Source organism: Bradyrhizobium valentinum (genome assembly GCF_001440405.1).
Lineage (GTDB): Bacteria > Pseudomonadota > Alphaproteobacteria > Rhizobiales > Xanthobacteraceae > Bradyrhizobium > Bradyrhizobium valentinum.
In genome coordinates this window covers 1-24,866 of sequence record NZ_LLXX01000064.1, presented here as the reverse complement: position 1 = coordinate 24,866, position 24,866 = coordinate 1, and the positions used below count along the sequence as shown (strand labels likewise).

Here is a 24,866-nt window from a genome sequence, read left to right as displayed (position 1 = left end):
CGCGGCCGGCCCAGCGCGCCGCGCCGCCGCCGAGCAAGGCCGCGCACAGCAGGGCCGCCGTCGTCGTGTTGGCGATGCCCATCTCGCCGAGCGCAAGCAGATCGCAATCGTCAGGCACGGTGCGATATCCGGCGTCGACCGCTTCGAGATACTCCTCCGGGCTCATCGCCGCGGCCTCGGTGAAATCGCGCGTGGGACGTTCGAGTTTGATAGGCACGACGCAGAGCTCCGCGTCTGCGGCCTTTGCGATCTGATTGATGGCCGCACCGCCGGCGGCAAAATTCGCCACCATCTGCGCGGTGACCTCAGCGGGATAGGCCGAGACGCCGCGCGCGGCGACACCGTGATTGCCGGCGAACACGGCGATGGTGACCCGCTCCAGTCGCGGCACCTCACGGCCCTGCCACTCTGCCAACCAAATCGCGAGTTCTTCGAGGCGGCCCAAACTTCCCGGTGGCTTTGTCAAATTCTGTTGCCGCAATGCGGCCTTGTCAGCGAATCGCCGATCGCCGCGGGGCAAGTCGCGACAGAAGGCGCGGATGTCGTCTAGACTGGCGAACTGCATGCGATTCTCTTTGCGGATTGAGACGCCGAGGGGGACCGCACGCTAGACCGATTCTCCGGACATCTCCATGAATGAATGGTTCGACGATTTCAAAACCGCCGTCGCTTTCCTGACGCGGCTGCCGATGCCGCATCCTGATGGGGCGATGCCCAAAAATTTTGTGCGCGCGCACCGGATGTTTCCGGTGGTTGGCGCGCTGATCGGCGCTGTGGTGGGACTCCTGTGTCTCGGCCTGCGGTTCGCCGGCGTGCCCGATCTGGCTGCGGCGGCGCTGGCGCTGGGCGGCAGCGCGATTCTGACCGGCGCGCTGCACGAGGACGGTCTTGCCGACATTGCCGACGGCTTCGGCGGTGGCCGCAACCGCGAATCGAAGCTGGAGATCATGCGCGACAGCCGGCTCGGCACCTATGGCGCCGTGATTCTATTGGTGAGCTTTGCCGCGAAACTATCCGCGCTGGCGGCTATCCCGGATAGCTATGTCGTGCCGAGCCTGATCGCCGCGCATGCGCTGGGACGTGGCATCCTGCCTGCAATGTCGCTGCACCTGCCCTATGCGCGCAAGGACGGGCTGGCCCGCAATGCCGGCCAACCCGATGCGGCGACGTCGGTCATGGCCGCCGGCCTTGCGCTGCTCATCGCGCTGTTGTCGCTGTCTTGGAGCAACGCGCTGTACTCCGCGCTTGTGGCCGGCGCGAGCGCGTTCGTTGTGGCGTGGCTGGCGCTACGGCAGATCGGCGGCCAAACCGGCGACGTGCTGGGCGGCGCTGAACAGGTGGGCGAGACCGCGATCCTCGTCCTGCTCGCAGCTAGATTGGCGCAGCCATGAATGCGCAGACAAATCTCTGGCTGATCCGGCACGCTCCGGTCGACGGACCGCGCGGGGTGATTCACGGCCCCGACGCGCCGGCCGATCTCGGCAATGCCGCAGCCTTTACCGCGCTGAAGGCAAGATTGCCGGCGAACGCGTTCGCGGTGTGCAGCCCGGCACGCCGCACGCGGGAGACCGCCGAGAAACTCGGCCTCGATCCAGTCGAGCAAACAGAGTTTCGCGAACAGGATTTCGGCGCCTGGACCGGACGGCGTCACGACGACCTCGTACGCGAACTCGGCGCCGCGTATCACGAATTCTGGAAATCGCCCGCCAGCAACCGGCCACCCGGCGGCGAAAGTTTTGTCGATCAGATCGCGCGCGCCAGCGCTGGGCTTGCGCTGCTGCCCACGGGCGACGCTGTTCTCGTCGTCCATTCCGGCACCGTCCGCGCCGTGCTCGCCATCGCGCTCGACCTCGCGCCCGAGCAGGCGCTGCGATTCGTGATCGATCCGCTGTCGCTGACGCGTGTCGATCGGCTCGAGAACGGCTGGCGCGTGGTTGCGGTGAATGCGCTGATGTGCCGTAGCAACCATTAAACCCTCATGGTGAGGAGGCGCGTTAGCGCCGTCTCGAACCATGCAGGTCCGACTGTGGCTGCATCCTTCGAGACGCGTTGCGCGGCTCCTCAGGATGAGGTCTGGCAACTCGTAGGCGGGAAAAGGTGCTCTTGGGCCGTGCCCACCAATTCGAAGCCTCGGATCAGAATGGCGGGCACGCTTCGCTTTGCGCACCTACGAAATCTTACCCGTTCCGCCGCGCGCCGCGCAGCGTCGGCAGGCCGATGCCGGCGGCGTCGAAGCCGCCGTCGACGGCGAGAATCTGCCCGGTGATGTAGCTCGAACGGTCGCTGCACAGGAAGAAGATCGCTTCCGCCAGCTCCTCCTCGAGACCGTAGCGGTTGAGCGGAATGGCGTCGTGATAGTCGGCGCGGATTTCCGGCGTGTGGACCTGCTTCGCCATCGCGGTCTCGACCGGGCCGGGCGCCACGGCGTTGACGCGAATGCCGAGCGAGGCCAGTTCGACCGCGAGTTGCTTTGTGAGATGCGCTAAGCCCGCTTTGCTGGTGCCGTAAGCCGAGCGCAGCGTGGAGGCGCGCACCGCCGAGATCGAGGTGATGTTGACGATCGCGCCGCCGCCATGTTCGCGCATCAGCGGCGCCGCCGCCTTGGTGCATATGAACGGCCCGGTGAGGTTGACCGCCAGGATGCGGCTCCAGTCGTCATCCGAGGTGTCGAGCAGCGGCGCGAACACGGCTATGCCGGCATTGTTGACCAGCGCGTCGAGCCGGCCGAAGCGCCGGTTCATCGTCGTCATCGCGGTTGCGACCGCACCGGCATCGGAGACGTCGCAATGCAGCGCCAGCGTGTTTTCGGGGTTCGCGAGGCCAGCGACTGCGCCGCGCAGCAATTCGCCCTCGATGTCGAGCAGCGCCACCTGCCAGCCCTCGGCGAGAAAGCGTTTTGCCGTCGCAAGCCCGATGCCGCGCGCGGCGCCGGTGACGAGAGCAACTTTTTGCGGGGAGGGGGGCATGGGAGGGTCCGTTTGCGAGAGATGAGATTTCCCGCTCCTATAGCCCAAGCCCTGTCCGATGTCCCGGCGACAATGATGCTGGATTCAACAGCCCCGCATGCAAAATCCGATACGGGCGGTCATCCGTATCGGATCGATCCGTAGGCGAGCGCTAGCGCTGCGCGATCGCTTTCGCTTCCGCGGCGGCGCGCTGCATGCTGGAGGACATCTCGCTGGTGACGGTGCTTTGCTCCTCGACCGCGGCTGCGGTGGCCGTGACATACTCGCTGACGCCCTGGATCGCCTGCTTGATGCTGTCGAGCGCACCCACGACGTCGCCGGAAATGTTGTTGAGATTTCCGATCTCCTGCCCGATCTTGTCGGTCGCCTGCTTGGCCTGGGTGGCGAGGTTCTTGACCTCGGACGCTACCACGGCGAACCCGCGGCCCGCCTCGCCGGCGCGCGCCGATTCGATCGTCGCATTCAGCGCCAAAAGGTTGATCTGGCCGGTGATGTTGCCGATCAGTTCCACGATGCCGCTCATGGCCTGCGCTGCTTCGTTGAGCCGCTGCGCCTGCGCATCGGCGGCCTCGACCCGGCCGACCGCGGTTGCCGCGGTCTCGCGCGACTTGGTCATGGCCTCGGAGATTTCCCGAACCGAGGCGTTCAGTTCCTCCGCGCCGGCGGCAACCGATTCCATCATGCCGCGTACGCGCTCGTTGCCGAGGCGGACCAGGACCTGCGCGGTGGTGTCGGTCGCGTATTTCACGACCTTGAACGGCTTGCCGTTGAGGTCGAGGATCGGATTGTAGGACGCCTGGATCCAGATCTCCTTAGCCCCCTTGCCGATCCGCTTGTACTCGGCGGCCTGGTATTGCCCGCGGTTGAGCGCTGCCCAGAATTCGCGGTAGGCGGCGCTGTCGCGCTCGGCCGGTTCGACGAACATGCTGTGGTGCCGGCCGCGGATCTCGTCCAGCGCGTAACCGACCGTCTTGAGGAAGTTCTGGTTGGCGCCGATAATGGTGCCGTCCATGTTGAATTCGATCACGGCCTGCGCCTTGCTGATGGCTGCGATCTGGCCGGCGAGATCGGCGGTCGAAAGCTTCTGGCTGGTGACGTCGGTGGCGAACTTCACCACCCGGAACGGCTTGCCCTTCTCGTCGAGCACCGGGTTGTAGGAGGCGAGGATCCAGACTTCCCGGCCGCCCTTGCCGATCCGCTTGTACTCGGCCGACTGGAGTTCGCCGCGGTTGAGGCGTGCCCAGAACTCGCGGTAGGCCGCGCTGTCGCGCATCGCCTGTTCGACGAACATGCCGTGGTGCTTGCCCTTGATTTCGGCAAGCGTGTAGCCGAGCGCCTTCAGGAAGTTTTCATTGGCGGAGACGATGGTGCCGTCCATCTCGAACGCGATGACCGCCTGCGCACGGCTGATCGCGGCGATCTGGCTGGCGTCCTCCATGCTCTTGATCTTGCGCGCGGTGATATCGGTCGCGAATTTCACCACCTTGACCGGCTTGCCGCTGGCGTCGAGAACGGGGTTGTAGGTCGCCTGGATCCAGATCTCCTTGGCCCCCTTGCCGATCCGCTTGTATTCGGCGGCCTGGTATTCGCCGCGCCTGAGCGCCGCCCAGAACTCGCGATACGCTGCGCTGTCGCGCTCCGACGGGTCAACGAACATGCTGTGATGCTTGCCCCGGATTTCGCCGAGCGTGTAGCCGAGGGCTTTGAGGAAATTGTCGTTGGCGGTGAGGATGGTCCCGTCCATGCCGAATTCGATGACGGCCTGCGAGCGGCTGATGGCGTCGGCAAGCGCCTTGTCTGAAGACGAATTCTTGAGAAATTGAAACACGGAAGGCCTCGTCGAAAATGGGTAATGTGGTGAGACCGTCGACCAACGCTATCCGGCCTCGCTGTCGGCGTTCCACATTTGATGTGAAGAAAAAAGAATGCGTTAACGCTGTTCTCCGTAAGATGACGGATACCTTCGCAACATAACGCCGATCTTAAGGATGTCTCCGTGCGCGGTACGCGCTGTGCGAGCGCACCGCCCGTCGCCGCGATGAATCGCATTCGGCTTACTTCCGCTTCACGACGCTTTCATACGCCGCCTGTAGTCGCTCGCCGACGGACGGGCCCGTTCGCTTGCGCCGCTTCACGCCGAGATGGCTTTCGCGCAACTCGTCCATAAACTCCGCCCATAGTTTCGCTCCGCCCTCGCTGAGCAGCCGCGCGCGGATGCCGAGCTCCTCGCTGACGGGGAGATATTTGTAACCCCAGGCCGCCATCTGCGCGAGCACGGGGAGCAGCTCGATGCCCTGTTCGGTCAACGAATAGATTCCCTTCTGCTTGTGCGTGGGATCGTCCTCGCGGGTGATGATCCCCTCGTCGAGCAGGGTTTTCAGACGGTCGGCGAGGATGTTGGAGGAGATGCCTTCCTCCGATTTGGTCAATAGCTCGCGAAAGTGCCGCCGGTTGCCGAACATCATGTCGCGGATGATGAGCAGGCTCCATTTATCGCCGAGCACTTCCAGCGAGAGATTGATCGGGCAGCCGGAGCGGCTGATGTCGGTCATGTTCGGTTCCAGACGGGTGGTGAGGGGCGTCCTCAAAAAAACTGCTTGCAATATTGCACCAGTTGCCTCACGATACAACCAGTTGCAAATCGCAATCAGTCGAGGAGAGGCGAGATGGCCAAATTGATCATGTGGAATCTAATGACGCTGGATGGTTTCATCGAAGGTCCGAACCGGGATATCTCCTGGCATTCCGACGTCTGGGGCGAAGAACTGGAGCAACTGTCGATCGAGCAGTTGAACGCCGCCGGCGGATTGCTGTTCGGCCGTGTCACCTACGAACTGATGGCGGGCCATTGGCCCACCGCGACCGGAGAAGTCGCCGATTTCATGAACGCCGCGCCGAAATACGTCTTCTCGCGCACAGTGAAAAAATCCGATTGGAACAACACGCAGATGTTCGGCGCTGATGTTCCCGAGACCGTCGCCAGGCTGAAACGCGACAGCGCCAAGGATCTCTTCCTGTTCGGCAGCGCCGATCTCGCTGCCAGCCTGATCCCGCACGGCTTGATCGACGAATTCCGCATCGCGGTGAACCCGATCATTCTCGGCGGCGGAACGCCGCTGTTCAAGCCGGGCGAAAAGGTCAAGCTGAAGCTGATCGACAGCCGGCCATTGTCGACCGGCATCGTGATCCTGCGCTACGTGCCGGCAGCGGCACGATAATCTGCGGCAAATGTCGGTGTGCCTGCACGCCGATCGTCTTGCCGGCAAGGCCCGTCAGTACCGGAGATTTCCATGTCGCTTACGCTGCATTTCCATCCGCTGGCCTCGTTCTGCTGGAAGGCGCTGATTGCGCTCTACGAGAACAACGTCCCGTTCACGCCGAATCTGGTTGATCTCGGCAATCCGGCCGAGCGGGCCGCGCTGGTGAAGCTGTGGGGGATTGGAAAATTTCCGGTACTGCGCGACGCGGCGCGGAACGAGACCGTGCCGGAGTCCAGCATTATCATCGAGTATCTCGACCGGAACTACGGCGGCCGGACGCGGTTCATTCCCGATGACGCCGGCCGCGCCTTGCAGACGCGGCTCCGCGATCGCTTCTACGACCTCTATGTGCATCTGCCGATGCAGAAAATCATGCTTGACCGGCTGCGGCCCGAGGACAAGAAGGATCCGCATGGCGTCGAAGAGGCGAGGGCGCAACTGCGGACGTCCTACGCCATGATCGATCGGCAGATGGCAAGCGGCGGCTGGGCGATGGGCGATGATTTTACCCTTGCCGATTGCGCCGCGGCGCCGTCGCTGTTCTACGGCAACATGGCCGAGCCGTTCGGCGGCGCGCACAAGAATCTCGCGGCCTATCTTGAGCGGTTGAAGGCGCGTTCCTCATTCGCGCGCGTGCTGAAAGAGGCCGAGCCCTATTTCCAGATGGTGCCGAAGGAATCCTGATGAGGAGCGTTGAAATGGCTCATGCAAGCAAGGCGGATACGATCCGCGCCATCTTTGCAGCCTATCTCGCCAACGATCGCACCTTCGTGGAGAACGCGTTCGGCGACGATTTCCGCTTCACCAGCCCCTACGACGACAACATCGACAAGCCGGCCTATTTCGAACGCTGCTGGAATGGCAGCGACTGGATCGAGCGGCACGAGCTGGAGAGAATTTTCGTCGAAGGCGATGAGGCCTTTGTCACCTACCGCTGCGTGGCCAAAGGCGGCAGGACGTTTCGCAATACCGAGTTCTTCGTCTTCGACGGCGACAAGGTAAAGCGCATCGACGTCTATTTCGGCGCGGCCTACCAGGACGGCGCTTTCGTCAAACAGCCGTCGGCTTGACCGGATTGTCGGTTTGGCGCCGGCCGGTTCGTCCTGCGTCAGATGATGCATTTGATGGAGAGGAACGAAGAATGAGCGACGCTCTCTCGCTGCCGCGCCTTGAGCGCATGCACAACGTCATGGCCGGCCATGTCGCCAGCGGCGATATCCCGGGCTTGGTGACGCTGGTAAGCCGCCGCGGAGAAGTTCACGTCGATGCCATCGGGAAAATGGCGATCGGCGGCGCGCCGATGCAGCGCGATACTATCTTCCGCATCGCCTCCATGACCAAGCCGGTTACGGCGGTTGCCGCGATGATCCTGGTCGAGGAATGCAAGTTGCGGCTCGATGACCCCGTCGATCCCTTTCTGCCGGAACTGGCCGGCCGCAAGGTGTTGCGTGCCGTCGACGCGCCGCTCGACGACACCGTGCCCGCTCATCGCGCGATCACGCTACGCGATCTCCTGACCTTCCGTCTCGGTCTCGGCATGCTGATGGTATTTCCGGATCGCTATCCGATTCAGAAGGCGATTGCGGAGGCAGGTTTTGCGCCGGGGCCGGTATTCCCTTCGTTTCCGCCGGACGAATTGATGCGGCGCTACGGCACGCTGCCGCTACTCTACCAGCCAGGCGAACGCTGGCTCTACAACAGCGGCACCGATATCCTCTCTGTGCTGATCGCGCGCGCAGCGGGCACAACGCTTGCAAGATTTCTCGAAGATCGCATCTTCGCCCCGCTCGGCATGAAAGATACCGGCTTTCACGTGGGCGAAGCTAACCGCGCGCGCTTCGCGCCCGCTTATGCGCGAGACCCCGCAACCAGCGAGTTAAAGGTGTTCGACGATCCCGCCACCGGCAAATGGGCAAAGCCGCCGGTGTTCGAGAACGGCAGCGCCGGACTGGTGTCGACCGCCGATGATTTCAACGCTTTTGCGCAGATGATGTTGAACGGCGGGCGGTTGGGAAAAGAGCGCATCCTGTCGCGGCCGTCGATCGAACTGATGACGGCCGATCACCTCACGCCCGCGCAGAAGCAGGGCTCCGAACTGTTCTTCGGCGACGTCAAGGGGTGGGGCTTTGGGCTCTCTGTGTACACCGGGCGTGACGACCTCTGCAGCGTGCCGGGCCGCTTCGGCTGGTTCGGCGGCTACGGAACCTCGTGGTATTCCGACCCGCGGGAGAGTTTTACCGGGATCCTGTTGACGCAGCGGATGATGGAATCGCCGCAACCGCCGCGGGTGATGACCGATTTCTGGACCTCCGCCTATCAGGCGATCGACGATTGATGGCCGGCGGTCAAATTAGATCCAAAATAATTTCCAATGACATGTCGGCGGCATAAAAGCCCGCTCGTCTTGTTGACGAAGGCCGGCGCGACAGTGGCCGGCCCAAGTAGACCAAAACGGAGAATGGCGATGCGGTTCATGGTGATTGTGAAGGCCAGCAAGGATACGGAAGCCGGCGTCATGCCAAGCACGGAACTGCTGACCGCGATGGGCAAGTTCAACGAGGAGCTGGTCAAGGCCGGCGTGATGGAGGCGGGCGAGGGCCTGCATCCAAGCTCGAAGGGCGCGCGGATCAGGTATGGAAGCGGGCAGGGCAGCGTCAGCCGCGGTCCGTTCGCTCTGTCTGGCGATCTCGTCGCGGGTTTCTGGCTGATCAACACCAAATCGCTGGATGAAGCGATCGAGTGGATGAAACGCGCGCCGTTCCTCGATGGCGACGAGATCGAAATCCGCCAGGTGTTCACGACCGAGGATTTCGGCGAAGCACTCACCCCCGAACTGCGCGAGCAGGAAGAGCGGCTGCGCGCGCAGACCGCGAAGAAATAACTCTCCCCGTCATTCCGGGATGGTCCGAAGGACCAGACCTCAGATGCGCAATTGCGCATCGGGGAATCTCGAGATTCCGGGTTCGATGCTTCGCATCGCCCCGGAATGACATCGAAACAAGGACACCCACCATGCGATTCATGATGCTGATGATCCCCCTGGGCTATGAGACCGCGCCGCCGGACGTCCAGCTCGACCCTGAAAGGGTCAAGGCGATGATGAAGTACAACGAGGCGCTCAAGGAGGCCGGCGTGCTGATCGCGCTCGACGGGCTGCATCCGCCGTCGACGGGCGCGCGGGTCTCCTTCGCCACCGGCAAGCCTGTTGTCACTGACGGCCCCTTCACCGAGGCCAAGGAAGTGCTCGGCGGCTACTGGATGGTCGACGTGAAGTCGCGCGAAGAGGCGATCGCCTGGGCGAAGAAGTGCCCGGCCTCCGAGAACGAGATCATCGAAATCCGCCAGGTGCAGGAGATCGAAGATTTCTCCGAGGAAGTGCAGCAGGCAGCCAAAGGCTTCGACGAGCTCCAGAAGGGAAATGCGCACAAGGCGCGGTGAGTCCGGAGGCGCGCTGCAACAGGGCTCCGCACGCCGTTAAGTCGAGAGTCTATCGCAATCCGTCAACCGCAAAGGGAGGAGAAACTTCATGAGCGCCAACGATACGTTCCTCGCCGTTTTTCTCGGCAGCAAGACCAGTGCGAAAATGGCGGCCTGGAACGCGCTGCCCGAGGCTGAGCGGCGCGCAAAGGAAAGGCAGGGTATCGCGGCGTGGAAGGCTTGGGTCGAAAAGCACCAGGCTGCGATCACCGCCACGGGTGGCCCCCTCGGCAAGACCAAGAAGGTCGATTCAAACGGTATTGCTGACATCGCCAACGAGATGGGCGCCTTCACGGTGGTGCGCGCCGGCTCGCATGAGGCCGCCGCGAAACTGTTCGAGAACCACCCGCACTTTACGATCTTTCCCGGCGAGCGCGTGGAGATCATGCCGGTCCTCCCGATCCCGGGCGGCTAAAATCGACAGGGATTTGCGCCGGCCCGGACGCCGTTAATCTTGATGAACGCCAGTTAACGGCCTCAAAATAAGTGACCTTTTCACCCAGCTCATGTAAAAGCCTTTCACATGAGCTGGCGAAAGGACCAAGGCCGCAGCGAGCGCGGCTACCACCACGGCAATCTGAAAGAGGCGCTGCTGCAAGCGGCGCTTGGCCTGATCGCCGAAAAAGGCGCGGCCGGTTTCACCTTTGCCGACGCCGCGCGGATGGCCGGCGTCAGCCCCGCTGCGCCCTACCGGCATTTCCGCGACCGCGACGAACTGCTGTCCTCGATCGCCCAACGCGGCTTCGAGCAGTTCGAAGCGCTGCTGACGCAGGCCTGGGATGACGGCCGCCCGGATACGGTTACGGCGTTCGAACGGGTCGGCAAGGCCTATCTCGCCTTCGCGCGCAACGAGCCCGCGTTCTATTCGGCGATGTTCGAGTCTGGGCTTCCCGTCGATGCAAATCCCACATTGATGGCCGCCAGCGAGCGCGCTTTCGCGATCATTCGCGCTGCTGCCGAGCGACTTGCTGCGCTGGCACCGCCCGGCATGCCGCGGCCGCCGGCGATGATGATGGCGCTGCATATCTGGTCGATGTCGCACGGGGTCGCGTCGCTGTTCGGCCGCGGCGACGCCGCGCGGCGAAAATTGCCGATGTCGCCGGAGGAACTGCTGGAAGCCGAAGTGCTGATTTACCTGCGCGGCCTCGGCTTCCCGACCGACCGCCGGTCACCGGACCAGAAGCCGTCAGGACCGCCGCCGGTGCCGCCTGCCGGCGGAGGATCTTCAGGCCCTTGGGGAACCCCCAAATAAAATTTTCGACGGTGCGGCTAGCCGCCCGCTTGACAAAAATCCTGGATGGTTTAGGTATGTAAATGTTATTTACATTCACAACGGCGTGATCGTCGTCATGGAGAGGGAAATGGCCTACACCGCAGATGTCAATCGATGGCGCGGCCCGAGGGAAGAGAACTATCGCCCGCATATGCTTGAGAGCCCCTGGCACCCCGGCTGGATCGTGGTGACCATCCTCGGCTTCATCATTTGGTGGCCGATCGGCCTTGCCCTCCTCTTTTTCACACTAGGGAGCAGAAAAATGGGTTGCTGGAGCAACGGAGACCGCTGGCAGAACAAGATGGAGCGGATGCAGTACAAGATGGACCGGATGCGCAACCGCATGGAAGGCCGCGGCTTCGGCGGCTTCGGCTTCGGCCCGCCCTCGAGCGGCAACCGCGCCTTCGACGAGTACCGCATGGAAACCCTGCGGCGGCTCGAGGAAGAGCAGGTCGAGTTCAAGAATTTCCTCGACCGCCTGCGTCACGCCAAGGACAAGGAAGAGTTCGACCAGTTCATGGCGCAGCACAAGCAGCGTCCGACCCCGCCGACCGACCAGCCGCAGCAGGGCTGATCTGAAGCAGGCTACACGCGAGAGAGTTTCAGCCTCAGGCGTGATGCCCCCATGATGCCTGATGGCGATACAGCCGCCCATCTGCGAAAGCAGGTGGGCGGTTTGCTTTGTACGGGGCGCCCGATACCGGAACCATCCTGGGCTCGCGCCATAAGCATCGACCATCGCCCTTGTGAAGCCAGCCGGGATCGGCGCAGGCGTACGAGCCAGCGTCAGTTGGGGGGTATCGTGGTATGGGGAATTTTCCTTACTGCAACCCGGCATCCTGACTCCGTTCTCTGCCCGCCCCCCTCGGTGACGACAGAACAGAATTTTCCGCAGGACCGGTAACCTTTGCCGCGGCCAACTCGAACTTGCAGTCATGAACCCTGCGCAGTTCATGCCACTGCCGGCGCGGGCGCGTAACGTTTGCGGCCTCCGAAACGAACTTCATTGAGATCAACAGGGAGAATATCATGCTAACCCGCCGTTCCATTCTGGGCGCCACGCTCGTGGTCGGAATTCTCGCCGCTTCGCCGGCAGTGGCGGAAAACGCCCCTGCGTTCGATGCCAAGGCGTTCGCCGCAGCCCAGAGGGCCGGCAAGCCAATTCTGATTGCGGTCCACGCCCCGTGGTGTCCGACCTGCAAAGCGCAGGCGCCGATCCTGAGCGATCTAAGGGCCGATCCCAAGTTTAAGGATCTCGTTTATTTCGTAATCGATTTCGACAGCCAGAAAGATCTGCTCAAGCGCTTCGGCGTCCGCTCGCAATCGACCCTGATTGCTTTCAAGGGCGAAAAGGAAGAGGCGCGCTCGGTCGGCGATACCAAGCGGGACTCGATCTTTGCGATGGCCGGGAAAGCGATCTGACCTTTTCGAAGGGGACCCGCGATGATCGGCAGTATGTTGTTGGCATTCCTCGCAGGAATCCTTTCGATCCTTTCGCCTTGCGTGCTCCCTCTGCTTCCGATCGTCCTGGGCAGCGCGGCCTCGAATCATCGTCAGGGACCTTTGGCACTGGCTGCCGGGCTGTCCCTTTCGTTTGTCGGCATTGGATTATTTGCGGCGACGGTCGGCCACTCGATAGGATTGGATGCGGACCGACTTCGCTACCTTGCGGCGACGCTGATGATGCTCGTCGGTGTCGTGCTTGTTGTGCCGCGGTTACAGGCGCAAATCGCGGTGGCGGCGGGCCCGATCGGAAACTGGGCCGACAGCAGATTGGCGACGAGCCGCACCAACGGCATTGCCGGACAGTTTTGGATCGGCGCGCTCCTCGGAGCCGTATGGAGCCCATGCGTCGGGCCGACACTTGGAACCGCGTCTTTGCTTGCCGCCCAAGGCAAGGATCTTGGTCAGGTAGCGCTGACAATGCTTGCATTCGGTGTCGGCGCGGCGCTCCCGTTGGTGGGATTAGGATGGCTTTCCCGGGAAACGATGGCGCGCTGGCGGGGCCGATTGTTGGCCGCGGGCGGCGGAATGAAATCCATGCTCGGCCTTTTGCTCCTTGTCATCGGCATCCTCATCATTTCCGGAGCCGACAAAGCGCTTGAAACCTTCCTGGTCGACGTTTCGCCGGAATGGCTGACTAATCTGACCACGCGCTTCTAGAGCTCATCGCCTTTAGAGGCTCATACTTGCAGGGCCCGTCGGACGAATACCAGTTGCTTGCTTGAGGAGTTTGAAATCCAGCTAGGGAGAAGTTCCGATGAAGTTCATGTTGGTTTTCTTGGCACTGATCATCGCGGCTCCGGCTTGCGCGGACAACGGCATCATCACGAAGCCCAGCAATTTTTCGGTGAAGGATACGATTTCGCGCTTTGAGGCGGCCGTGAAATCAAGGGAAGGCGCCGGCTTGATGGTGTTCACCGAAATCGACCACGCCGCCGCGGGAAAGAAATTCGGCATCGATATGCGGCCTCGTACGGTGGTCATATTTGGAAATCCCAAACTCGGCACGCCCGTAATGGCAAAGACGCCATTGCTGGCGATCGACAATCCTCCAAAGGCACTGATTTGGGAGGATGATCAGGGCAAGGTATGGCTGTCCTATAATTCAGCCGACTATTTGTATAAGACAATTTACCCACGGCATGGACTGGAAGCGCCGCCCAATTATTCGGCGTTTGCAAAGACGTTGAGCGACATAACCGACGAGGCAACAAAGTAGAGGCGCTCGGCGTATCCGAAAAGCTCGACCAACTGAATTCCTCAGCCCATGAGGCGTCCAGGACGAATTCGCCATCGCTCATCCCGGTTCGATCTGCTGGCGCCGCTCCACTGCCGGCTTATATTGCGCGCGAGCGCCAATCCGGAGCGACTGTCATGATCCAGGACGGAATGTTATCTGCCGATCAATTGTGGCGATTGGTCCAGCGTGAAGCGGAAAATGTCCTAGCCGGCGATCCCGCATTCGGCGCCTCGTTATCATCAGCCATTCTTGCCCACTCCGACCTTGGTAGTGCGTTGGCCCATCAAATCGGTGAACGGTTGGGGAAGAGCGCGGCGGATCGCCAGCGGTTCGCACGCGTTGCCGGCGAAGCGTTCGTTGCTTCGCCCGATCTGGTCGAGGCGGCGAGCCGCGATCTGCAGAGCATCGCCGTTCACGATCCCGCGACGACGACGCTGCTGCCGCCGCTGTTGAACTTCAAGGGATACATCGCGCTGCAGGCCTGGCGCCTCTCCAACTGGCTCTGGCGTCAGCGTCGCAACGATCTCGCGTTGCTGTTGCAAAGCCTGTCGTCCGATCAGCTTCAGGTCAGCATTCATCCCTCGGCATCGATCGGAACGTCGGTGTTTCTAGATCATGCCACCGGCATCATCATCGGCGCCTTTGCCGTGATCGGCGACGAGGTGACGATTTTGCAGAACGTCACCATCGGCCGGAAGCATTCGGAACCGGACCTCGCGCCAAAAATCGGCAGGGGCGTTTTCCTCAGCGCCGGATCGACCATCATTGGCAATGTCAGCGTCGGCGACTTTGCCAAGATCGGCGCAGGTGCAGTCGTCGAGCATGATGTGCCCGCAGGCTGCACGGCCGTCGGTGTGCCCGCGCGGTTGACCAATTGCCCGGAGACAGACGTTACGGCCTGATCGGAGACATCGCGGCAGCCAGCGAAAATCCGGCCTTCGTGGGGACGTTGGCACGGCCGCAAGATGTTGTGCGTGCCTGTAGGGCAAATCACCCAGAAGCCGGTCCAGCCCTCTTTGCAAAAATATTCCGCTTAACTTGGCACGCAAATCACCGGCATAACTCCTCCCGTCTCACGGCAGATGAGGGGCGCTCGCGATCGTCACGAACGTGCGGTGAGATGCGATGGACGTTGAATGCGCGCTAGACGTACGCGCAGGAAACGTACGGTGAAGTCGTGTGGTCCGGACGCCGCGGTGCTGGCGTTAAGTTGCGCGGAGGTTTCTGCGTGACGACGGTGGCAAGAAAGCCGTTCACCGGGGAGAGCACGAAGTAAGCCGTAAAGCCATTGCGCAGGGAAGGCCGGAATGCTCCCGCTGCCCTGTATGCTCGTGTGCAGTTTTGTTTGCGCAAATCGCACGCGAGACCGCGGGTGCAGCAAGCACCCGGTCTTCCCTGCGCCCTCTGATTGGAGAGGGCGGCAAGTTTCCAGGCAAACCTCGGGCGAATTGCGCCGCGAGATCGCTCAGTTATGCGTAGGATGGGTGGAGCGAAGCGATACCCATCAATGCCTGTGCACATTGCGATGGGTATCGCTGCGCTCCACCCATCCTACGAGACTGCATGAAGGGCGAAGCAGCCGGCCATGACGACCTACCCGGGCATGGAACCCGGACCCGAGCCCCCGTAACCGCCCGGCCTGCCTCGATTTACGGCAGCCACATTTCCCTTTAGTAACCTAGTGTTAACCAAGCTTAGCGTCTGGTTAGGGACGGAATGACGCGCTGACAGCCCTCGTTTTGACATGTTGGCAGGGGAAGCAATGCCCGGCTTTCGGCGGGCCCCCCACGCGACAAAAGAGAGGCTTTCGCGCTGGCGCAAATCGCCGCGCCCGACGCGCGGCTGTGGACCGGCAGCCATTTGCTCCCGGAGGAAAATAGGGACACTTGCGTTGAGAGGATACCGCTCATGAATCCGGCCGACGTGACTCCGGCAGCCCTGCCGTTGGTCTCCGCCGACGTGTCGCTGATAGCGCTGTTCCTGCAGGCCCATTGGGTCGTCAAAACAGTCATGCTCGGCTTGCTGGCTTGCTCGGTCTGGGTCTGGGCGATCGCGATCGACAAGATTTTCCTCTATTCGCGCACCAAGCGGGCCATGGACCGCTTCGAGCAGGCGTTCTGGTCCGGTCAGTCGATCGAGGAACTCTATCGCGCGCTGTCGGCGAAGCCGACGCAATCGATGGCGGCGTGTTTCGTCGCGGCCATGCGCGAGTGGAAGCGCTCGTTCGAGAGCCAGTCGCGCTCCTTTGCCGGCCTGCAGATGCGAATTGAGAAGGTGATGAACGTCTCCATCGCCCGCGAGGTCGAGCGGCTGGAGCGGCGGCTCCTGGTGCTGGCGACCGTCGGCTCGGCCGGGCCGTTCGTGGGCCTGTTCGGAACCGTCTGGGGCATCATGTCGAGCTTCCAGTCGATTGCGGCCTCGAAAAATACTTCGCTCGCGGTGGTGGCGCCCGGCATTGCGGAAGCGCTGTTTGCCACGGCGATTGGCCTCATCGCCGCCATTCCGGCGACCATTTTCTACAATAAGTTCACGTCCGAGGTGAACAGGCAGGCGCAGCGGCTGGAAGGCTTCGCCGACGAGTTTTCAGCCATCCTGTCCCGCCAGATCGACGAGCGGGCGTGAGAACGGCAAATGACGAGCGCATCGTGAGATCAAGATCATGGCGATGAACATGGCAGGTTCGGCAGGCGGTGGCGGTGGACGCCGCGGCCGGCGTCGCGCCGCCGTGATGGCGGAGATCAACGTCACGCCGATGGTCGACGTGATGCTGGTGCTGCTCATCATCTTCATGGTGGCGGCGCCCTTGATGACGTCGACGATCGATATCGATCTGCCCGTCGCCGGCGGCGGCAAGCAGATCGCGGCCAATGCGCCGCCGCTGACACTCTCCGTCAAGCGCACCGGCGGTGCCTGCAATTCGAACGTCGAACTCTATCTCGGGGATACGCTGATTTCGGCTAACGACCTGCTGCCCAAGATCAAGGCGATCCGGGAGACCCGGTCGGAGGCCGAGAGCGTGGTATACCTGCGCGGCGACAAGGACGTCTGTTACACGGATATGATGAAGCTTTTGGGGTATATTCGGACGGCGGGGTTCAAGGCGAATATCGTCATCGTGCCGGAGCAGGGGTCTTGAGTCATGCGGTGCGCGACGGCTGAACGCGGAGCGGGAAAGCTCAAGTGAAGATCAAGGACGTCGACAAGACACTGGTTGCGTCGGTCGCCCTGCACGTCCTCGTGCTGGGGTGGGCGATGGTGTCTGTCTCGACCAAGGCCCTCGAAATGCCGCCGGAAGATTCGGTGGCGGTCGATGTGATTTCTCCCGATCAGCTTGCCAAGGTCATGGCCGGCATGAAGACCGGCAAGAAGGAAAACCCGAAGCCACTGGTCGAGAAGGTCGCCGAAGCCAAGCCGGTCGATGACGCCGTCGGCAAGATCACCGAGAAAGCGCCTGTTGTAACCGAGACCGCGCCGCCGCCGCAACCGAAGGCCGAGGAGAAGCCGGTCGAGAAGAAGCCCGACCCGCCGAAGGTCGTCGAGAAGCCGAAGGAAGAGCCGAAGCAGGTCGAGAAAAAACCTGATCCGCCGAAGGTCGACCCGATCGGCGAAACGCTCAAGAAGGAAGAGAAGAAGCCGCCGCCGAAGCCGGTGCAGGCCGCCAAGCCGCCCGAGCCGCAGAAGCAGAGGATCGTGGAACGGCACTTCGATCAGCACCAGATCGCGGCCTTGCTCGACAAGCGTGATCCGTCGCGTCAGGCCGCGACCGGCGACACGCTGAATTCCAATGCCGCGCTCGGCCTTTCGAAGGGCGCGGCGGCGGACAATTCCGCAACCTGGGGCTCGATGTTCAAACAGCAGGTCGCGCGCTGCTGGAAAAAGCCCTATGGCGCCCTCGAGTCGCAGAAGCCCGAGGCCATCTTCGCTATTCGCCTGAAGCGCGATGGCAGCCTCGAAGGCACGCCGGTTCCGATAGGAACGCCGGCGACGCCGTATCTGCGCGTCTATCAGGAGAGCGCGTTGCGTGCGATCATCGAATGCCAGCCTTACAAACTGCCGGCGGCGCTCTTCGATGAATGGAAAAATTTTGAGCCGGTGTTCCAGGAGCGAGCGACCTGAGGGCGCTCCGATCATGAGTTTGAATCGATGACTGACAAAGATGAATTGCCTGACATGCCGTTCCGCCTGAGCCGCCGGCAGGTTATTGCCGGAATGGCCTCGACCGGCCTCTTGATGGGCGGTCACGTCGGCGGTGCGTCCGCCCAAGCGCCCAAGCGCATCATCGTTCCCGAGGGCGAGTTCACACCGCTGCCGATCGCGATCCCGAATTTCGTGGCCGGCACCCCGGGTGACGCCGAGGTCGGCGTCGGCGTGTCGCAGGTCATCACCAACAATCTCAAGCGCAGCGGGCTGTTCGCGCCGATCGATCAGGCCGCGTTCATCGAGCGAATTTCCAATATCGACACGGCGCCGCAATTCCAGAGCTGGAAGCAGATCAACGCGCAGGCGCTGGTGACCGGCCGCATGACGCGGCAGGGCGATGGCCGCCTCAAGGCCGAATTCCGCCTCTGGGACGTCAACACCGCCCAGCAGCTCACCGGCCAGCAATACTTCACCTCGCCGGAATACTGGCGGCGGATCGCCCACATCATCTCCGACCAGATCTACGAGCGCCTGACCGGCGAGAAGGGCTATTTCGACAGCCGCGTCGTGTTTGTTCACGAAACGGGATCGAAGGAGCGGCGGGTCAAGCAGCTCGCGCTGATGGATCAGGACGGCGCCAATGTCCGGTATTTGACCAAGGGCTCCGATCTGGTGCTGACGCCGCGTTTCTCGCCGTCGACCCAGGAAATCACCTATATGGAGTTCGGCCAGGGCGACCCGCGCGTCTATCTGTTCAACATCGAGACCGGGCAGCGCGAGATCGTCGGCAATTTTCCCGGCATGTCGTTCTCGCCGCGGTTCTCGCCGGACGGCCAGCGCATCATCATGAGCCTGCAGCAGGGCGGCAACTCCAACCTGTTCGTGATGGACCTGCGCTCGAAATCGATGACGCGGCTGACCGATACGCCGGCGATCGACACCTCGCCGTCTTATTCGCCCGACGGCGCCCGCGTGTGTTTCGAATCCGACCGCGGCGGCAAGCCGCAGATCTACACAATGGCGGCCACCGGCGGAGGGGCGCAGCGCATCTCGTTCGGCGAGGGCAGCTACTCGACGCCGGTCTGGTCGCCGCGCGGCGACTACATCGCCTTCACCAAGCAGGGCGGCGGCGCCTTCGCCATCGGCATCATGAAGACCGACGGCTCGGGCGAACGGATCCTCACCTCCGGCTTCCATAATGAAGGGCCGACCTTTGCGCCGAACGGCCGGGTCGTCATGTTCTTCCGCGATCCCGGCGGCAGCGGCGGCCCGTCCCTCTACACGGTCGACATCTCTGGTCGTAACGAGTTGCGGGTACCAACGCCCGGTTTTGCGTCCGATCCGGCATGGTCGCCGTTATTGTCGTGATGGAACCCGGCCGCACGAGGCGCAATCGTTAATCGGCAAACATTGCCTAGCCTGCTGATTTTTCAGGCAAATTTTTGCTTCGAGAAGCAAAATCAACCTATCGGTAACGACGTTCCCTCAGAAAGACTTCATCTGAGAAGGGTAGAACTACGCACCCTAACAGGACGCGCGTTCCCGATATGCAGCTCGCAAGCCAGAGCGGAGAGGCTGATCAGCGACAGATCTCGCCAAAGATTTCGGCGGCGCTGATCGATTCGCTGTTCGACACTCAAGGTCCGGTGCATGTCGGTATCTTCTTCCTGGCGGTCGCGGCGAGCCTGACCGCGCTGAGGACCGACGAAAATCTGATCTGGGCGTGTGTCGGACTGCTCCTGATGGCCGGAGCGATCCGGGCTTTCGATTTGCAGCGGTACCAAGCGCGCAAAGCGAGCCTCACGGCCGAAGAAGCTGAGCGGTGGAAAAAGCGATATCAGATCGGGGCGATGATCCAAGCCGCTGCAATCGGCATATGGGGCGCCGTCACCATGCTGAGCAGCGACGATGCCGTCGCCCACATGATTTGTTTGTCCGTCATTACCGGGGTCGTGTCGGGAGGTGCAGGCAGGGCCTATGGACGCCAATGGATATTCCAGTTGCAGGCTGCAATTGCCTTCGGTCCGACCGTGATCGCGCTGGCGCTGCGTGGCACGCCCTATTACCTCGCTATGTCAATTATCACCGCCGCATTCCTTGTCGTTGTCATGCAGATGTCGGCCAATTTGCACCGCATATTCTTGCGGGCGCTTCTGGCGCGCGAGCGCGAGGCGGCGCTCGCCGGACAGTTCGATACTGCTTTGAACAACATGCCCCACGGTCTGTGCATGTTCCGCGGCGACGGAGAACTTGCGGTGATGAATCACCGCTTCTGCGAAATGATGGATCTGTCTGAAGATCTCGTGCAGCGCGGCGCGAACGCGGCAGACATTATCGCCGGCTGCGTGAGTGCCGGATCGATCTCGGCGGCGAGTGGACAAATGATCCTCGCCGAAATTGAGAATTCGCAGGCCAGGGACATTGTCACCGCCGACCCCGACCTTACCAGAAACCGTTCGCTATCCTGGACCTTCCAGCCGATGGCTGGCGGCGGCGCAGTCGTGCTCCTCGAAGACATTACCGAGCGGCGCACCTCCGAAGCCAAGATCAGTCATCTGGCGCGGTACGACGAACTGACCGACCTCCCCAACCGGGTCAATTTCCGCGACGAGATTGGACATCTTCTGTCGGCCCAGCAGGGCGCCGAACAGCTATCGGCATTGCTGTTCATCGACCTCGACCAGTTCAAGCAGGTCAACGACACGCTCGGTCATCCCTGCGGTGACCAGTTGCTGTGCGCCGTGGCTGGTCGCCTGCGTGAAATGCTGCGGCCCGAGGATTTCGTAGCTCGCTTCGGCGGTGACGAGTTCGTGGTGTTCCAGCAGAACATCCATTCCCCCGACGACGCCGCCGGCCTCGCCCGGCGCATCGTCGATCGCCTGAGCGAGCGCTACAAGATCGACAATCATCTGGTCGAGATCGGCGCCAGCGTCGGCATCGCCATGACCTCGCACGGCGTCAGCGCCGACACGCTGCTCAAGAACGCCGACATGGCGCTGTATCGCGCCAAGGCCGACGGCCGCGGCACCTTCTGCTTCTTCCGGGAAGAGATGGCGCAGGTCGTCGAATCCCGCCGTATCCTCGAGCTGGACCTGCGCAAGGCGCTGGCCAACGAGGAGTTCGAGCTGTTCTTCCAGCCGCTGGTCAATCTCAAGTCGGGACGGATATCGACCTGCGAGGCGCTGTTGCGCTGGAATCATCCGGTTCGCGGGACGGTGTCGCCGACCGATATCATTCCGATTGCCGAGGACATGGGCCTGATCGTCGATCTCGGCCGCTGGATCTTGCGCAAGGCCTGCATGGAATGCATGAAATGGCCCGAAGGCGTCAGCGTTGCCGTCAACTTCTCGCCGCAGCAGTTCCATCAGCGCGACGTGCTGAGCGAAGTTCGCTACGCGCTCGAGGTCTCCGGTCTGCCGGCGAACCGGCTCGAAATCGAGATCACCGAATCCTCGCTGTTGCGTAACACGCAGTTGACGCACGACGTGTTGTCGCAATTGCATTCGCTCGGCGTGCGGATCTCGCTCGACGATTTCGGCACCGGCTATTCGAGCCTCAGCTACCTGCACAACTTCCCATTGCAGAAGGTGAAGATCGACCGCTCCTTCCTGGAAGGGATCGACAGCGATCGTCCGCTGACGCTTCTGCGCGGGGTGGCGCGGCTGTCGGCCGACCTCGGAATGTCCGTCGCGGTGGAGGGCATCGAGACCAACGAGCAGCTTGAATTGATCAGCGCCGACGGTGCGGTAACCGAGGCGCAGGGCTATCTGTTCAGCCCGCCCGTGCCCGCGGTGCGGGTTCGCCAGTTGCTCAATGCGTCGCACGGCCGCCGCCCGCCGGACGACCAGATCGTCGCGGTTTCTTCGCGATCGATCGCCTGACTTCAAGCTAATCAATCCCGCTTTGTTCGTGCCCTCGACACGGCTCCTCCGGGTTTTTGCGGGCCCGCAGGGGTAACCTTAACTTGGCTAAGCCTTTGCAATTTTGTTAAGGAGTCGTTAATCTTTTCTTTCACTCGTGGAAGTTGTTGAAGGCTAGGAGCATCAGATGAAGGCCGGAGCCGAACCGCGCAAGCCGCTCTTTGTGCGGGGGGCAGGACTATTTGATCGCGTCGACTACCGAGTCATCGAAACTCCCGAGGAAAGGGACGCACTTTATTTGATGCGTTACAGGGCCTATCTGCATGGCGGATTGATCCTGCCGTCAGAGTCTCAGCGCGTCAGCGATCGTTATGACGATGCGCCCAACGCCTGGACATTCGGAATCTATGTTGACGGCGAACTCTGCAGTTCGCTCCGCGTCCACGTCCTGACGCAGGAATCGAGGACGTCCTATGCAACCGAATTGTTCGGCGATGTTCTTCATCCTCGCCTCGACCGAGGCGAAGTCATCATCGATCCGGCTCGATTTGTTGCAGATCCCGAAAAAGCCCAGCGGTTTCCTGAACTCCCCTATCTGACGGTGCGGCTGGCCTATCTGGCATGTGAGTATTTCAACGCCGATACCGGGCTCGCGCAAGTTCGTGGCGAGCATCAGGCGTTTTATCGCCGGGTCTTTCTGCAGGAGACCATTGCCGAACCGCGTTCGTTTCCGAACGTATTAAAAAAAGTGGCATTGATGGCCTGCGATTTTCCAGCCGTGCGGGAACGGGTCTTGACCCGTTTTCCCATTATGCGCTCGAGCGCTTTTGAGCGACGGATGCTGTTCGAGCGCCCGGCTAAGCGCCCATTCTTTCCGAGCGCGGTCGTTAGATCCTTCGAACGGCCCTCGATTGTGCCGAACGTCTGAACCCGCGCGCCACGTGGATTTTGGTTGAAACCCATACTCACTGCGGGGTTTTTGGCCGATTGGTGCTTGCCTTCACCGTCGCGCCACATTTACAAACCATTAACTATCGCAGTCGCTTTTCACGGTTTGTCGGCATTTGATCGGCTCTGGCAAGGTTCCATCAAGGTTGACGGAACGTTCGCTTAACCATCGACCTGTAGACCGGATAACAGTCGAAAAACGTGAGCGTGGAGGCTCCGGAATGAAATATCAAATGCGTATCCTCCAGGGATGGAAGCTGGCGGCTGTGGTCGCTGTGGCGCTGTCGATGGGCGCCTGCGCCAAGAACAACGTCGGCGCCGACGGCGCGATGGCGAGCGCGGCAACCCCGGGGAGCCAGCAGGATTTCGTGGTCAATGTCGGCGACCGCGTGTTCTTCGAGAGCGACCAGACCGATCTGAGCCCGCAGGCGATCGCGACCCTCGAGAAGCAGGCGCAGTGGCTGCAGACCTACAACCGCTATTCCTTCACCATCGAAGGCCACGCTGACGAGCGCGGCACCCGCGAATACAACATCGCGCTCGGTGCGCGCCGCGCCCAGTCGGTACGGAGCTATCTCGCCTCGCGCGGTATCGACCCGAACCGCATGCGCACGATCTCCTACGGCAAGGAGCGTCCGGTTGCGGTCTGTAACGACATCTCCTGCTGGTCGCAGAATCGCCGCGCCGTCACGGTGCTGAACGCCGGCGCCTGAGGCGGATCGCCATTCCTGAATTTTCGAAACCGGCGCCTTCGGGCGCCGGTTTTATTTTGGGCTCGTGATGAAGCGGCGGATCGCTGCCAGCGTGTGCTCGGGCGCGTCTTGTATGCAGGCGTGCCGGCAGTCGGCAAACCGCTCGAACCGGACGAGATGCGGCGGCAGGGCCGCGGCGATGTCTGCCTGGCTCTCGATCGGGTGAATGGGGTCGTCTTCGCCGCCGAGCACCAGCGTCGGGCACTGGATGCGATCCAAGTCGGGAAAGAAGTTGTAGCTATGGCTCTCGCCGCCGGGCCGCGCGAACCATTGCAGCACCTCCGGCCGGTTGACCGCACGGCGCGCCATGTCCGGGTCGCGCGGGACGCGCGTGTAATGCGGCATGGCCAGCCGCGCCCAGGCACCAACCGAGGCCTGGTCGGGATGTCCCCGCTGCTCCAGAAGGCGCCGCCGCGCCAGCGCGCCGACCTCCGGTCCGCCAAAGCGTTCGAACAACTCGACCCGCCGCTCCAGATACTCGTCGCCGGCGGCTGCAGTGCTGATCAGGATCAGCCGGGAAGGGTGCGCCGGATGGCGCGTGGCATAGGCCAATGCGACCATGCCGCCGAACGAGGCGCCGAGCACGATCGGACCGACGATGCCAAGCGCGTCGCAGAACGCGTGCACGTCATCGCCCCATTGCGCCAGATTCCAGCCCTCGCGCGGGCCGTCCTCGCTGCGGCCGTTGCCTCGATGGTCGAGATAGACGACCTGGGCAATATCGGCCAATGCCGAATAGGCCGGCCGGTAGATCGAATGGTCGAAGCCAGGACCGCCATGGAGCATCAGCAGGACCGGCTTTTCCCGCATCACCGGGCCGTCGGGGACGAGCTTTGCGCCCTCGACATCGAAGAACAGCCGCACCCCGTTCACAGACACGTGCATGCGCTGAACTCCCTCGATTTGTGAACGGCCCGCCGGTTCGGGTGGCTTGTTTTGCAGCGGATACTAAACCATACCGGAGTTCAGCGAACCGATTCGGAAATGCCAGTCACAATTCTGGCGTACTCCCTATCTCAATAGTGTTCTGCTTTCGTTTGACACGTGATTTCGTCGTCAGGGCAAAATGTCATCCAGATTCCTCAATGCTACCGGTGCCGCGGCGATCGCCACGATGCTGGGCTTGTCTGTGCAGACTTCGTCCGCACAGATCACGTTTCCGTGGGAGCGTTCTCCACAAGGCCCCCCGCAGGTCCAGGCGCAGTCCGATGACGCCGATCTGGAGATGCGGATCCAGCGGCTGGAAAACCAGCTCCGGCAACTGACCGGCCAGAACGAGGAACTGCAATACCGTAACCGCCAGCTTGAGGACCGGCTGCGTCAGCTTGGCGCTGCACCGCCCGCGCCGGGTGGCCAGCCCGTGGGTGCGCAGCAGCCCAACGTAGCCGCGGCGCCGCCTCCAGTTCAGCCCGGCCCGCCGCAGGGGCCGCAGGGCTATCCGCAACAA

The 24,866-nt window shown here is 62.2% G+C and carries 27 protein-coding genes and 1 pseudogene; 23 read left to right on the top strand and 5 right to left on the bottom strand.

The features are described 5' to 3' along the window. Positions 1–565 (bottom strand): nicotinate-nucleotide--dimethylbenzimidazole phosphoribosyltransferase (locus CP49_RS10585; protein WP_197423072.1); only part of this gene is annotated, 565 nt, incomplete at its 3' end. Positions 566–632: 67 nt separating this feature from the next. Here CP49_RS10585 and cobS point away from each other — a divergent pair. Both cobS and CP49_RS10575 read left to right on the top strand, forming a co-directional pair. Then, positions 633–1,391 (top strand): adenosylcobinamide-GDP ribazoletransferase, encoded by a 759-nt coding sequence (gene cobS / locus CP49_RS10580; RefSeq protein ID WP_057850208.1) that lies wholly within the window; start codon positions 633–635, stop codon positions 1,389–1,391. Next, the gene (locus CP49_RS10575; RefSeq protein WP_057850207.1) at positions 1,388–1,972 is read left to right on the top strand and encodes a histidine phosphatase family protein; all 585 of its coding nucleotides are present in this window, start codon (positions 1,388–1,390) and stop codon (positions 1,970–1,972) included. The genes cobS and CP49_RS10575 overlap by 4 nt, the downstream gene beginning before the upstream one ends. Positions 1,973–2,177: 205 nt before the next feature. On the opposite strand, the gene CP49_RS10570 is transcribed toward CP49_RS10575, so the two are convergent. From CP49_RS10570 to CP49_RS10560, 3 genes are all read right to left on the bottom strand, one after another. Then, positions 2,178–2,966 carry an SDR family NAD(P)-dependent oxidoreductase gene (locus CP49_RS10570; RefSeq protein ID WP_057850206.1) on the bottom strand — a complete coding sequence of 263 codons (789 nt, stop codon included), beginning with the start codon at positions 2,964–2,966 and terminating at the stop codon, positions 2,178–2,180. 151 nt (positions 2,967–3,117) lie between these two features. Continuing rightward, the gene (locus tag CP49_RS10565) at positions 3,118–4,794 is read right to left on the bottom strand and encodes a methyl-accepting chemotaxis protein (protein ID WP_057850205.1); all 1,677 of its coding nucleotides are present in this window, start codon (positions 4,792–4,794) and stop codon (positions 3,118–3,120) included. A gap of 226 nt (positions 4,795–5,020) precedes the next feature. Continuing rightward, entirely contained in the window at positions 5,021–5,518 is a 498-nt protein-coding gene (locus CP49_RS10560; protein WP_057850204.1) for a winged helix-turn-helix transcriptional regulator, read from the bottom strand. Positions 5,519–5,632: 114 nt separating this feature from the next. On the opposite strand from CP49_RS10560, the gene CP49_RS10555 reads away from it, so the two are divergent. From CP49_RS10555 to pal, 20 genes are all read left to right on the top strand, one after another. Beyond that, positions 5,633–6,184 carry a dihydrofolate reductase family protein gene (locus CP49_RS10555; RefSeq protein WP_057850203.1) on the top strand — a complete coding sequence of 184 codons (552 nt, stop codon included), beginning with the start codon at positions 5,633–5,635 and terminating at the stop codon, positions 6,182–6,184. Positions 6,185–6,256: 72 nt separating this feature from the next. Further along, entirely contained in the window at positions 6,257–6,910 is a 654-nt protein-coding gene (locus CP49_RS10550; RefSeq protein ID WP_057850202.1) for a glutathione S-transferase family protein, read from the top strand. A gap of 14 nt (positions 6,911–6,924) precedes the next feature. Next, a complete protein-coding gene (locus tag CP49_RS10545) occupies positions 6,925–7,296 on the top strand; it encodes a nuclear transport factor 2 family protein (protein ID WP_057850201.1) in 372 nt (123 codons plus the stop codon). Between the two features lie 71 nt (positions 7,297–7,367). Continuing rightward, entirely contained in the window at positions 7,368–8,561 is a 1,194-nt protein-coding gene (locus CP49_RS10540) for a serine hydrolase domain-containing protein (RefSeq protein WP_057850200.1), read from the top strand. A gap of 129 nt (positions 8,562–8,690) precedes the next feature. Then, positions 8,691–9,107, top strand: a complete 417-nt coding sequence (locus CP49_RS10535; RefSeq protein ID WP_057850210.1) for a YciI family protein — start codon at positions 8,691–8,693, stop codon at positions 9,105–9,107. A 131-nt stretch (positions 9,108–9,238) separates the two neighbouring features. After that, the gene (locus CP49_RS10530) at positions 9,239–9,664 is read left to right on the top strand and encodes a YciI family protein (RefSeq protein WP_057850199.1); all 426 of its coding nucleotides are present in this window, start codon (positions 9,239–9,241) and stop codon (positions 9,662–9,664) included. An 88-nt stretch (positions 9,665–9,752) separates the two neighbouring features. Continuing rightward, positions 9,753–10,118, top strand: a complete 366-nt coding sequence (locus tag CP49_RS10525; protein ID WP_057850198.1) for a hypothetical protein — start codon at positions 9,753–9,755, stop codon at positions 10,116–10,118. A gap of 108 nt (positions 10,119–10,226) precedes the next feature. Next, positions 10,227–10,955: a TetR/AcrR family transcriptional regulator gene (locus tag CP49_RS10520; RefSeq protein WP_057850197.1), complete on the top strand. Its 729-nt coding sequence runs from the start codon at positions 10,227–10,229 to the stop codon at positions 10,953–10,955. Positions 10,956–11,064: 109 nt separating this feature from the next. Then, positions 11,065–11,550, top strand: a complete 486-nt coding sequence (locus tag CP49_RS10515; protein ID WP_057850209.1) for a DUF2852 domain-containing protein — start codon at positions 11,065–11,067, stop codon at positions 11,548–11,550. 455 nt (positions 11,551–12,005) lie between these two features. Further along, a complete protein-coding gene (locus CP49_RS10505; protein WP_057850195.1) occupies positions 12,006–12,398 on the top strand; it encodes a thioredoxin family protein in 393 nt (130 codons plus the stop codon). A 21-nt stretch (positions 12,399–12,419) separates the two neighbouring features. Then, the gene (locus tag CP49_RS10500; protein ID WP_057850194.1) at positions 12,420–13,139 is read left to right on the top strand and encodes a cytochrome c biogenesis CcdA family protein; all 720 of its coding nucleotides are present in this window, start codon (positions 12,420–12,422) and stop codon (positions 13,137–13,139) included. Positions 13,140–13,236: 97 nt separating this feature from the next. Beyond that, a complete protein-coding gene (locus CP49_RS10495; RefSeq protein WP_057850193.1) occupies positions 13,237–13,698 on the top strand; it encodes a DUF302 domain-containing protein in 462 nt (153 codons plus the stop codon). Between the two features lie 155 nt (positions 13,699–13,853). Next, complete coding sequence (locus CP49_RS10490) at positions 13,854–14,621, top strand: serine acetyltransferase domain-containing protein (RefSeq protein ID WP_057850192.1); 768 nt, start codon at positions 13,854–13,856, stop codon at positions 14,619–14,621. A 1,006-nt stretch (positions 14,622–15,627) separates the two neighbouring features. Then, positions 15,628–16,341: a protein TolQ gene (gene tolQ / locus CP49_RS10485; protein WP_057850191.1), complete on the top strand. Its 714-nt coding sequence runs from the start codon at positions 15,628–15,630 to the stop codon at positions 16,339–16,341. Positions 16,342–16,378: 37 nt separating this feature from the next. Then, a complete protein-coding gene (locus tag CP49_RS10480) occupies positions 16,379–16,855 on the top strand; it encodes a biopolymer transporter ExbD (protein ID WP_057850190.1) in 477 nt (158 codons plus the stop codon). 44 nt (positions 16,856–16,899) lie between these two features. Beyond that, on the top strand, positions 16,900–17,835 hold the full coding sequence (locus CP49_RS10475) for a hypothetical protein (protein ID WP_057850189.1): 936 nt from the start codon (positions 16,900–16,902) through the stop codon (positions 17,833–17,835). Positions 17,836–17,862: 27 nt separating this feature from the next. Next, the gene (gene tolB / locus CP49_RS10470; RefSeq protein ID WP_057850188.1) at positions 17,863–19,227 is read left to right on the top strand and encodes a Tol-Pal system beta propeller repeat protein TolB; all 1,365 of its coding nucleotides are present in this window, start codon (positions 17,863–17,865) and stop codon (positions 19,225–19,227) included. 179 nt (positions 19,228–19,406) lie between these two features. Then, positions 19,407–21,740, top strand: a complete 2,334-nt coding sequence (locus CP49_RS10465) for a putative bifunctional diguanylate cyclase/phosphodiesterase (RefSeq protein ID WP_057850187.1) — start codon at positions 19,407–19,409, stop codon at positions 21,738–21,740. A 166-nt stretch (positions 21,741–21,906) separates the two neighbouring features. Beyond that, the gene (locus CP49_RS10460; RefSeq protein WP_057850186.1) at positions 21,907–22,647 is read left to right on the top strand and encodes an N-acyl amino acid synthase FeeM domain-containing protein; all 741 of its coding nucleotides are present in this window, start codon (positions 21,907–21,909) and stop codon (positions 22,645–22,647) included. A gap of 241 nt (positions 22,648–22,888) precedes the next feature. Next, on the top strand, positions 22,889–23,380 hold the full coding sequence (pal, locus tag CP49_RS10455; RefSeq protein WP_057838504.1) for a peptidoglycan-associated lipoprotein Pal: 492 nt from the start codon (positions 22,889–22,891) through the stop codon (positions 23,378–23,380). Between the two features lie 51 nt (positions 23,381–23,431). On the opposite strand, the gene CP49_RS10450 is transcribed toward pal, so the two are convergent. Beyond that, positions 23,432–24,304, bottom strand: coding sequence for an alpha/beta fold hydrolase (locus CP49_RS10450; RefSeq protein WP_057850185.1), 873 nt, complete (start codon positions 24,302–24,304; stop codon positions 23,432–23,434). A gap of 181 nt (positions 24,305–24,485) precedes the next feature. On the opposite strand from CP49_RS10450, the pseudogene CP49_RS42525 reads away from it, so the two are divergent. Then, positions 24,486–24,866: pseudogene (locus CP49_RS42525) on the top strand (hypothetical protein); the annotation flags it as partial.

Coding starts and splice junctions, on each gene's coding strand:
- cobS (WP_057850208.1), top strand. CDS start 633: ATGAATGAATGGTTCGACGATTTCAAAACCGCCGTCGCTTTCCTGACG.
- CP49_RS10575 (WP_057850207.1), top strand. CDS start 1,388: ATGAATGCGCAGACAAATCTCTGGCTGATCCGGCACGCTCCGGTCGAC.
- CP49_RS10570 (WP_057850206.1), bottom strand. CDS start 2,966: ATGCCCCCCTCCCCGCAAAAAGTTGCTCTCGTCACCGGCGCCGCGCGC.
- CP49_RS10560 (WP_057850204.1), bottom strand. CDS start 5,518: ATGACCGACATCAGCCGCTCCGGCTGCCCGATCAATCTCTCGCTGGAA.
- CP49_RS10555 (WP_057850203.1), top strand. CDS start 5,633: ATGGCCAAATTGATCATGTGGAATCTAATGACGCTGGATGGTTTCATC.
- CP49_RS10550 (WP_057850202.1), top strand. CDS start 6,257: ATGTCGCTTACGCTGCATTTCCATCCGCTGGCCTCGTTCTGCTGGAAG.
- CP49_RS10545 (WP_057850201.1), top strand. CDS start 6,925: ATGGCTCATGCAAGCAAGGCGGATACGATCCGCGCCATCTTTGCAGCC.
- CP49_RS10540 (WP_057850200.1), top strand. CDS start 7,368: ATGAGCGACGCTCTCTCGCTGCCGCGCCTTGAGCGCATGCACAACGTC.
- CP49_RS10535 (WP_057850210.1), top strand. CDS start 8,691: ATGCGGTTCATGGTGATTGTGAAGGCCAGCAAGGATACGGAAGCCGGC.
- CP49_RS10530 (WP_057850199.1), top strand. CDS start 9,239: ATGCGATTCATGATGCTGATGATCCCCCTGGGCTATGAGACCGCGCCG.
- CP49_RS10525 (WP_057850198.1), top strand. CDS start 9,753: ATGAGCGCCAACGATACGTTCCTCGCCGTTTTTCTCGGCAGCAAGACC.
- CP49_RS10520 (WP_057850197.1), top strand. CDS start 10,227: ATGAGCTGGCGAAAGGACCAAGGCCGCAGCGAGCGCGGCTACCACCAC.
- CP49_RS10515 (WP_057850209.1), top strand. CDS start 11,065: ATGGCCTACACCGCAGATGTCAATCGATGGCGCGGCCCGAGGGAAGAG.
- CP49_RS10505 (WP_057850195.1), top strand. CDS start 12,006: ATGCTAACCCGCCGTTCCATTCTGGGCGCCACGCTCGTGGTCGGAATT.
- CP49_RS10500 (WP_057850194.1), top strand. CDS start 12,420: ATGATCGGCAGTATGTTGTTGGCATTCCTCGCAGGAATCCTTTCGATC.
- CP49_RS10495 (WP_057850193.1), top strand. CDS start 13,237: ATGAAGTTCATGTTGGTTTTCTTGGCACTGATCATCGCGGCTCCGGCT.
- CP49_RS10490 (WP_057850192.1), top strand. CDS start 13,854: ATGATCCAGGACGGAATGTTATCTGCCGATCAATTGTGGCGATTGGTC.
- tolQ (WP_057850191.1), top strand. CDS start 15,628: ATGAATCCGGCCGACGTGACTCCGGCAGCCCTGCCGTTGGTCTCCGCC.
- CP49_RS10480 (WP_057850190.1), top strand. CDS start 16,379: ATGGCGATGAACATGGCAGGTTCGGCAGGCGGTGGCGGTGGACGCCGC.
- tolB (WP_057850188.1), top strand. CDS start 17,863: ATGACTGACAAAGATGAATTGCCTGACATGCCGTTCCGCCTGAGCCGC.
- CP49_RS10465 (WP_057850187.1), top strand. CDS start 19,407: ATGCAGCTCGCAAGCCAGAGCGGAGAGGCTGATCAGCGACAGATCTCG.
- CP49_RS10460 (WP_057850186.1), top strand. CDS start 21,907: ATGAAGGCCGGAGCCGAACCGCGCAAGCCGCTCTTTGTGCGGGGGGCA.
- pal (WP_057838504.1), top strand. CDS start 22,889: ATGAAATATCAAATGCGTATCCTCCAGGGATGGAAGCTGGCGGCTGTG.
- CP49_RS10450 (WP_057850185.1), bottom strand. CDS start 24,304: ATGCACGTGTCTGTGAACGGGGTGCGGCTGTTCTTCGATGTCGAGGGC.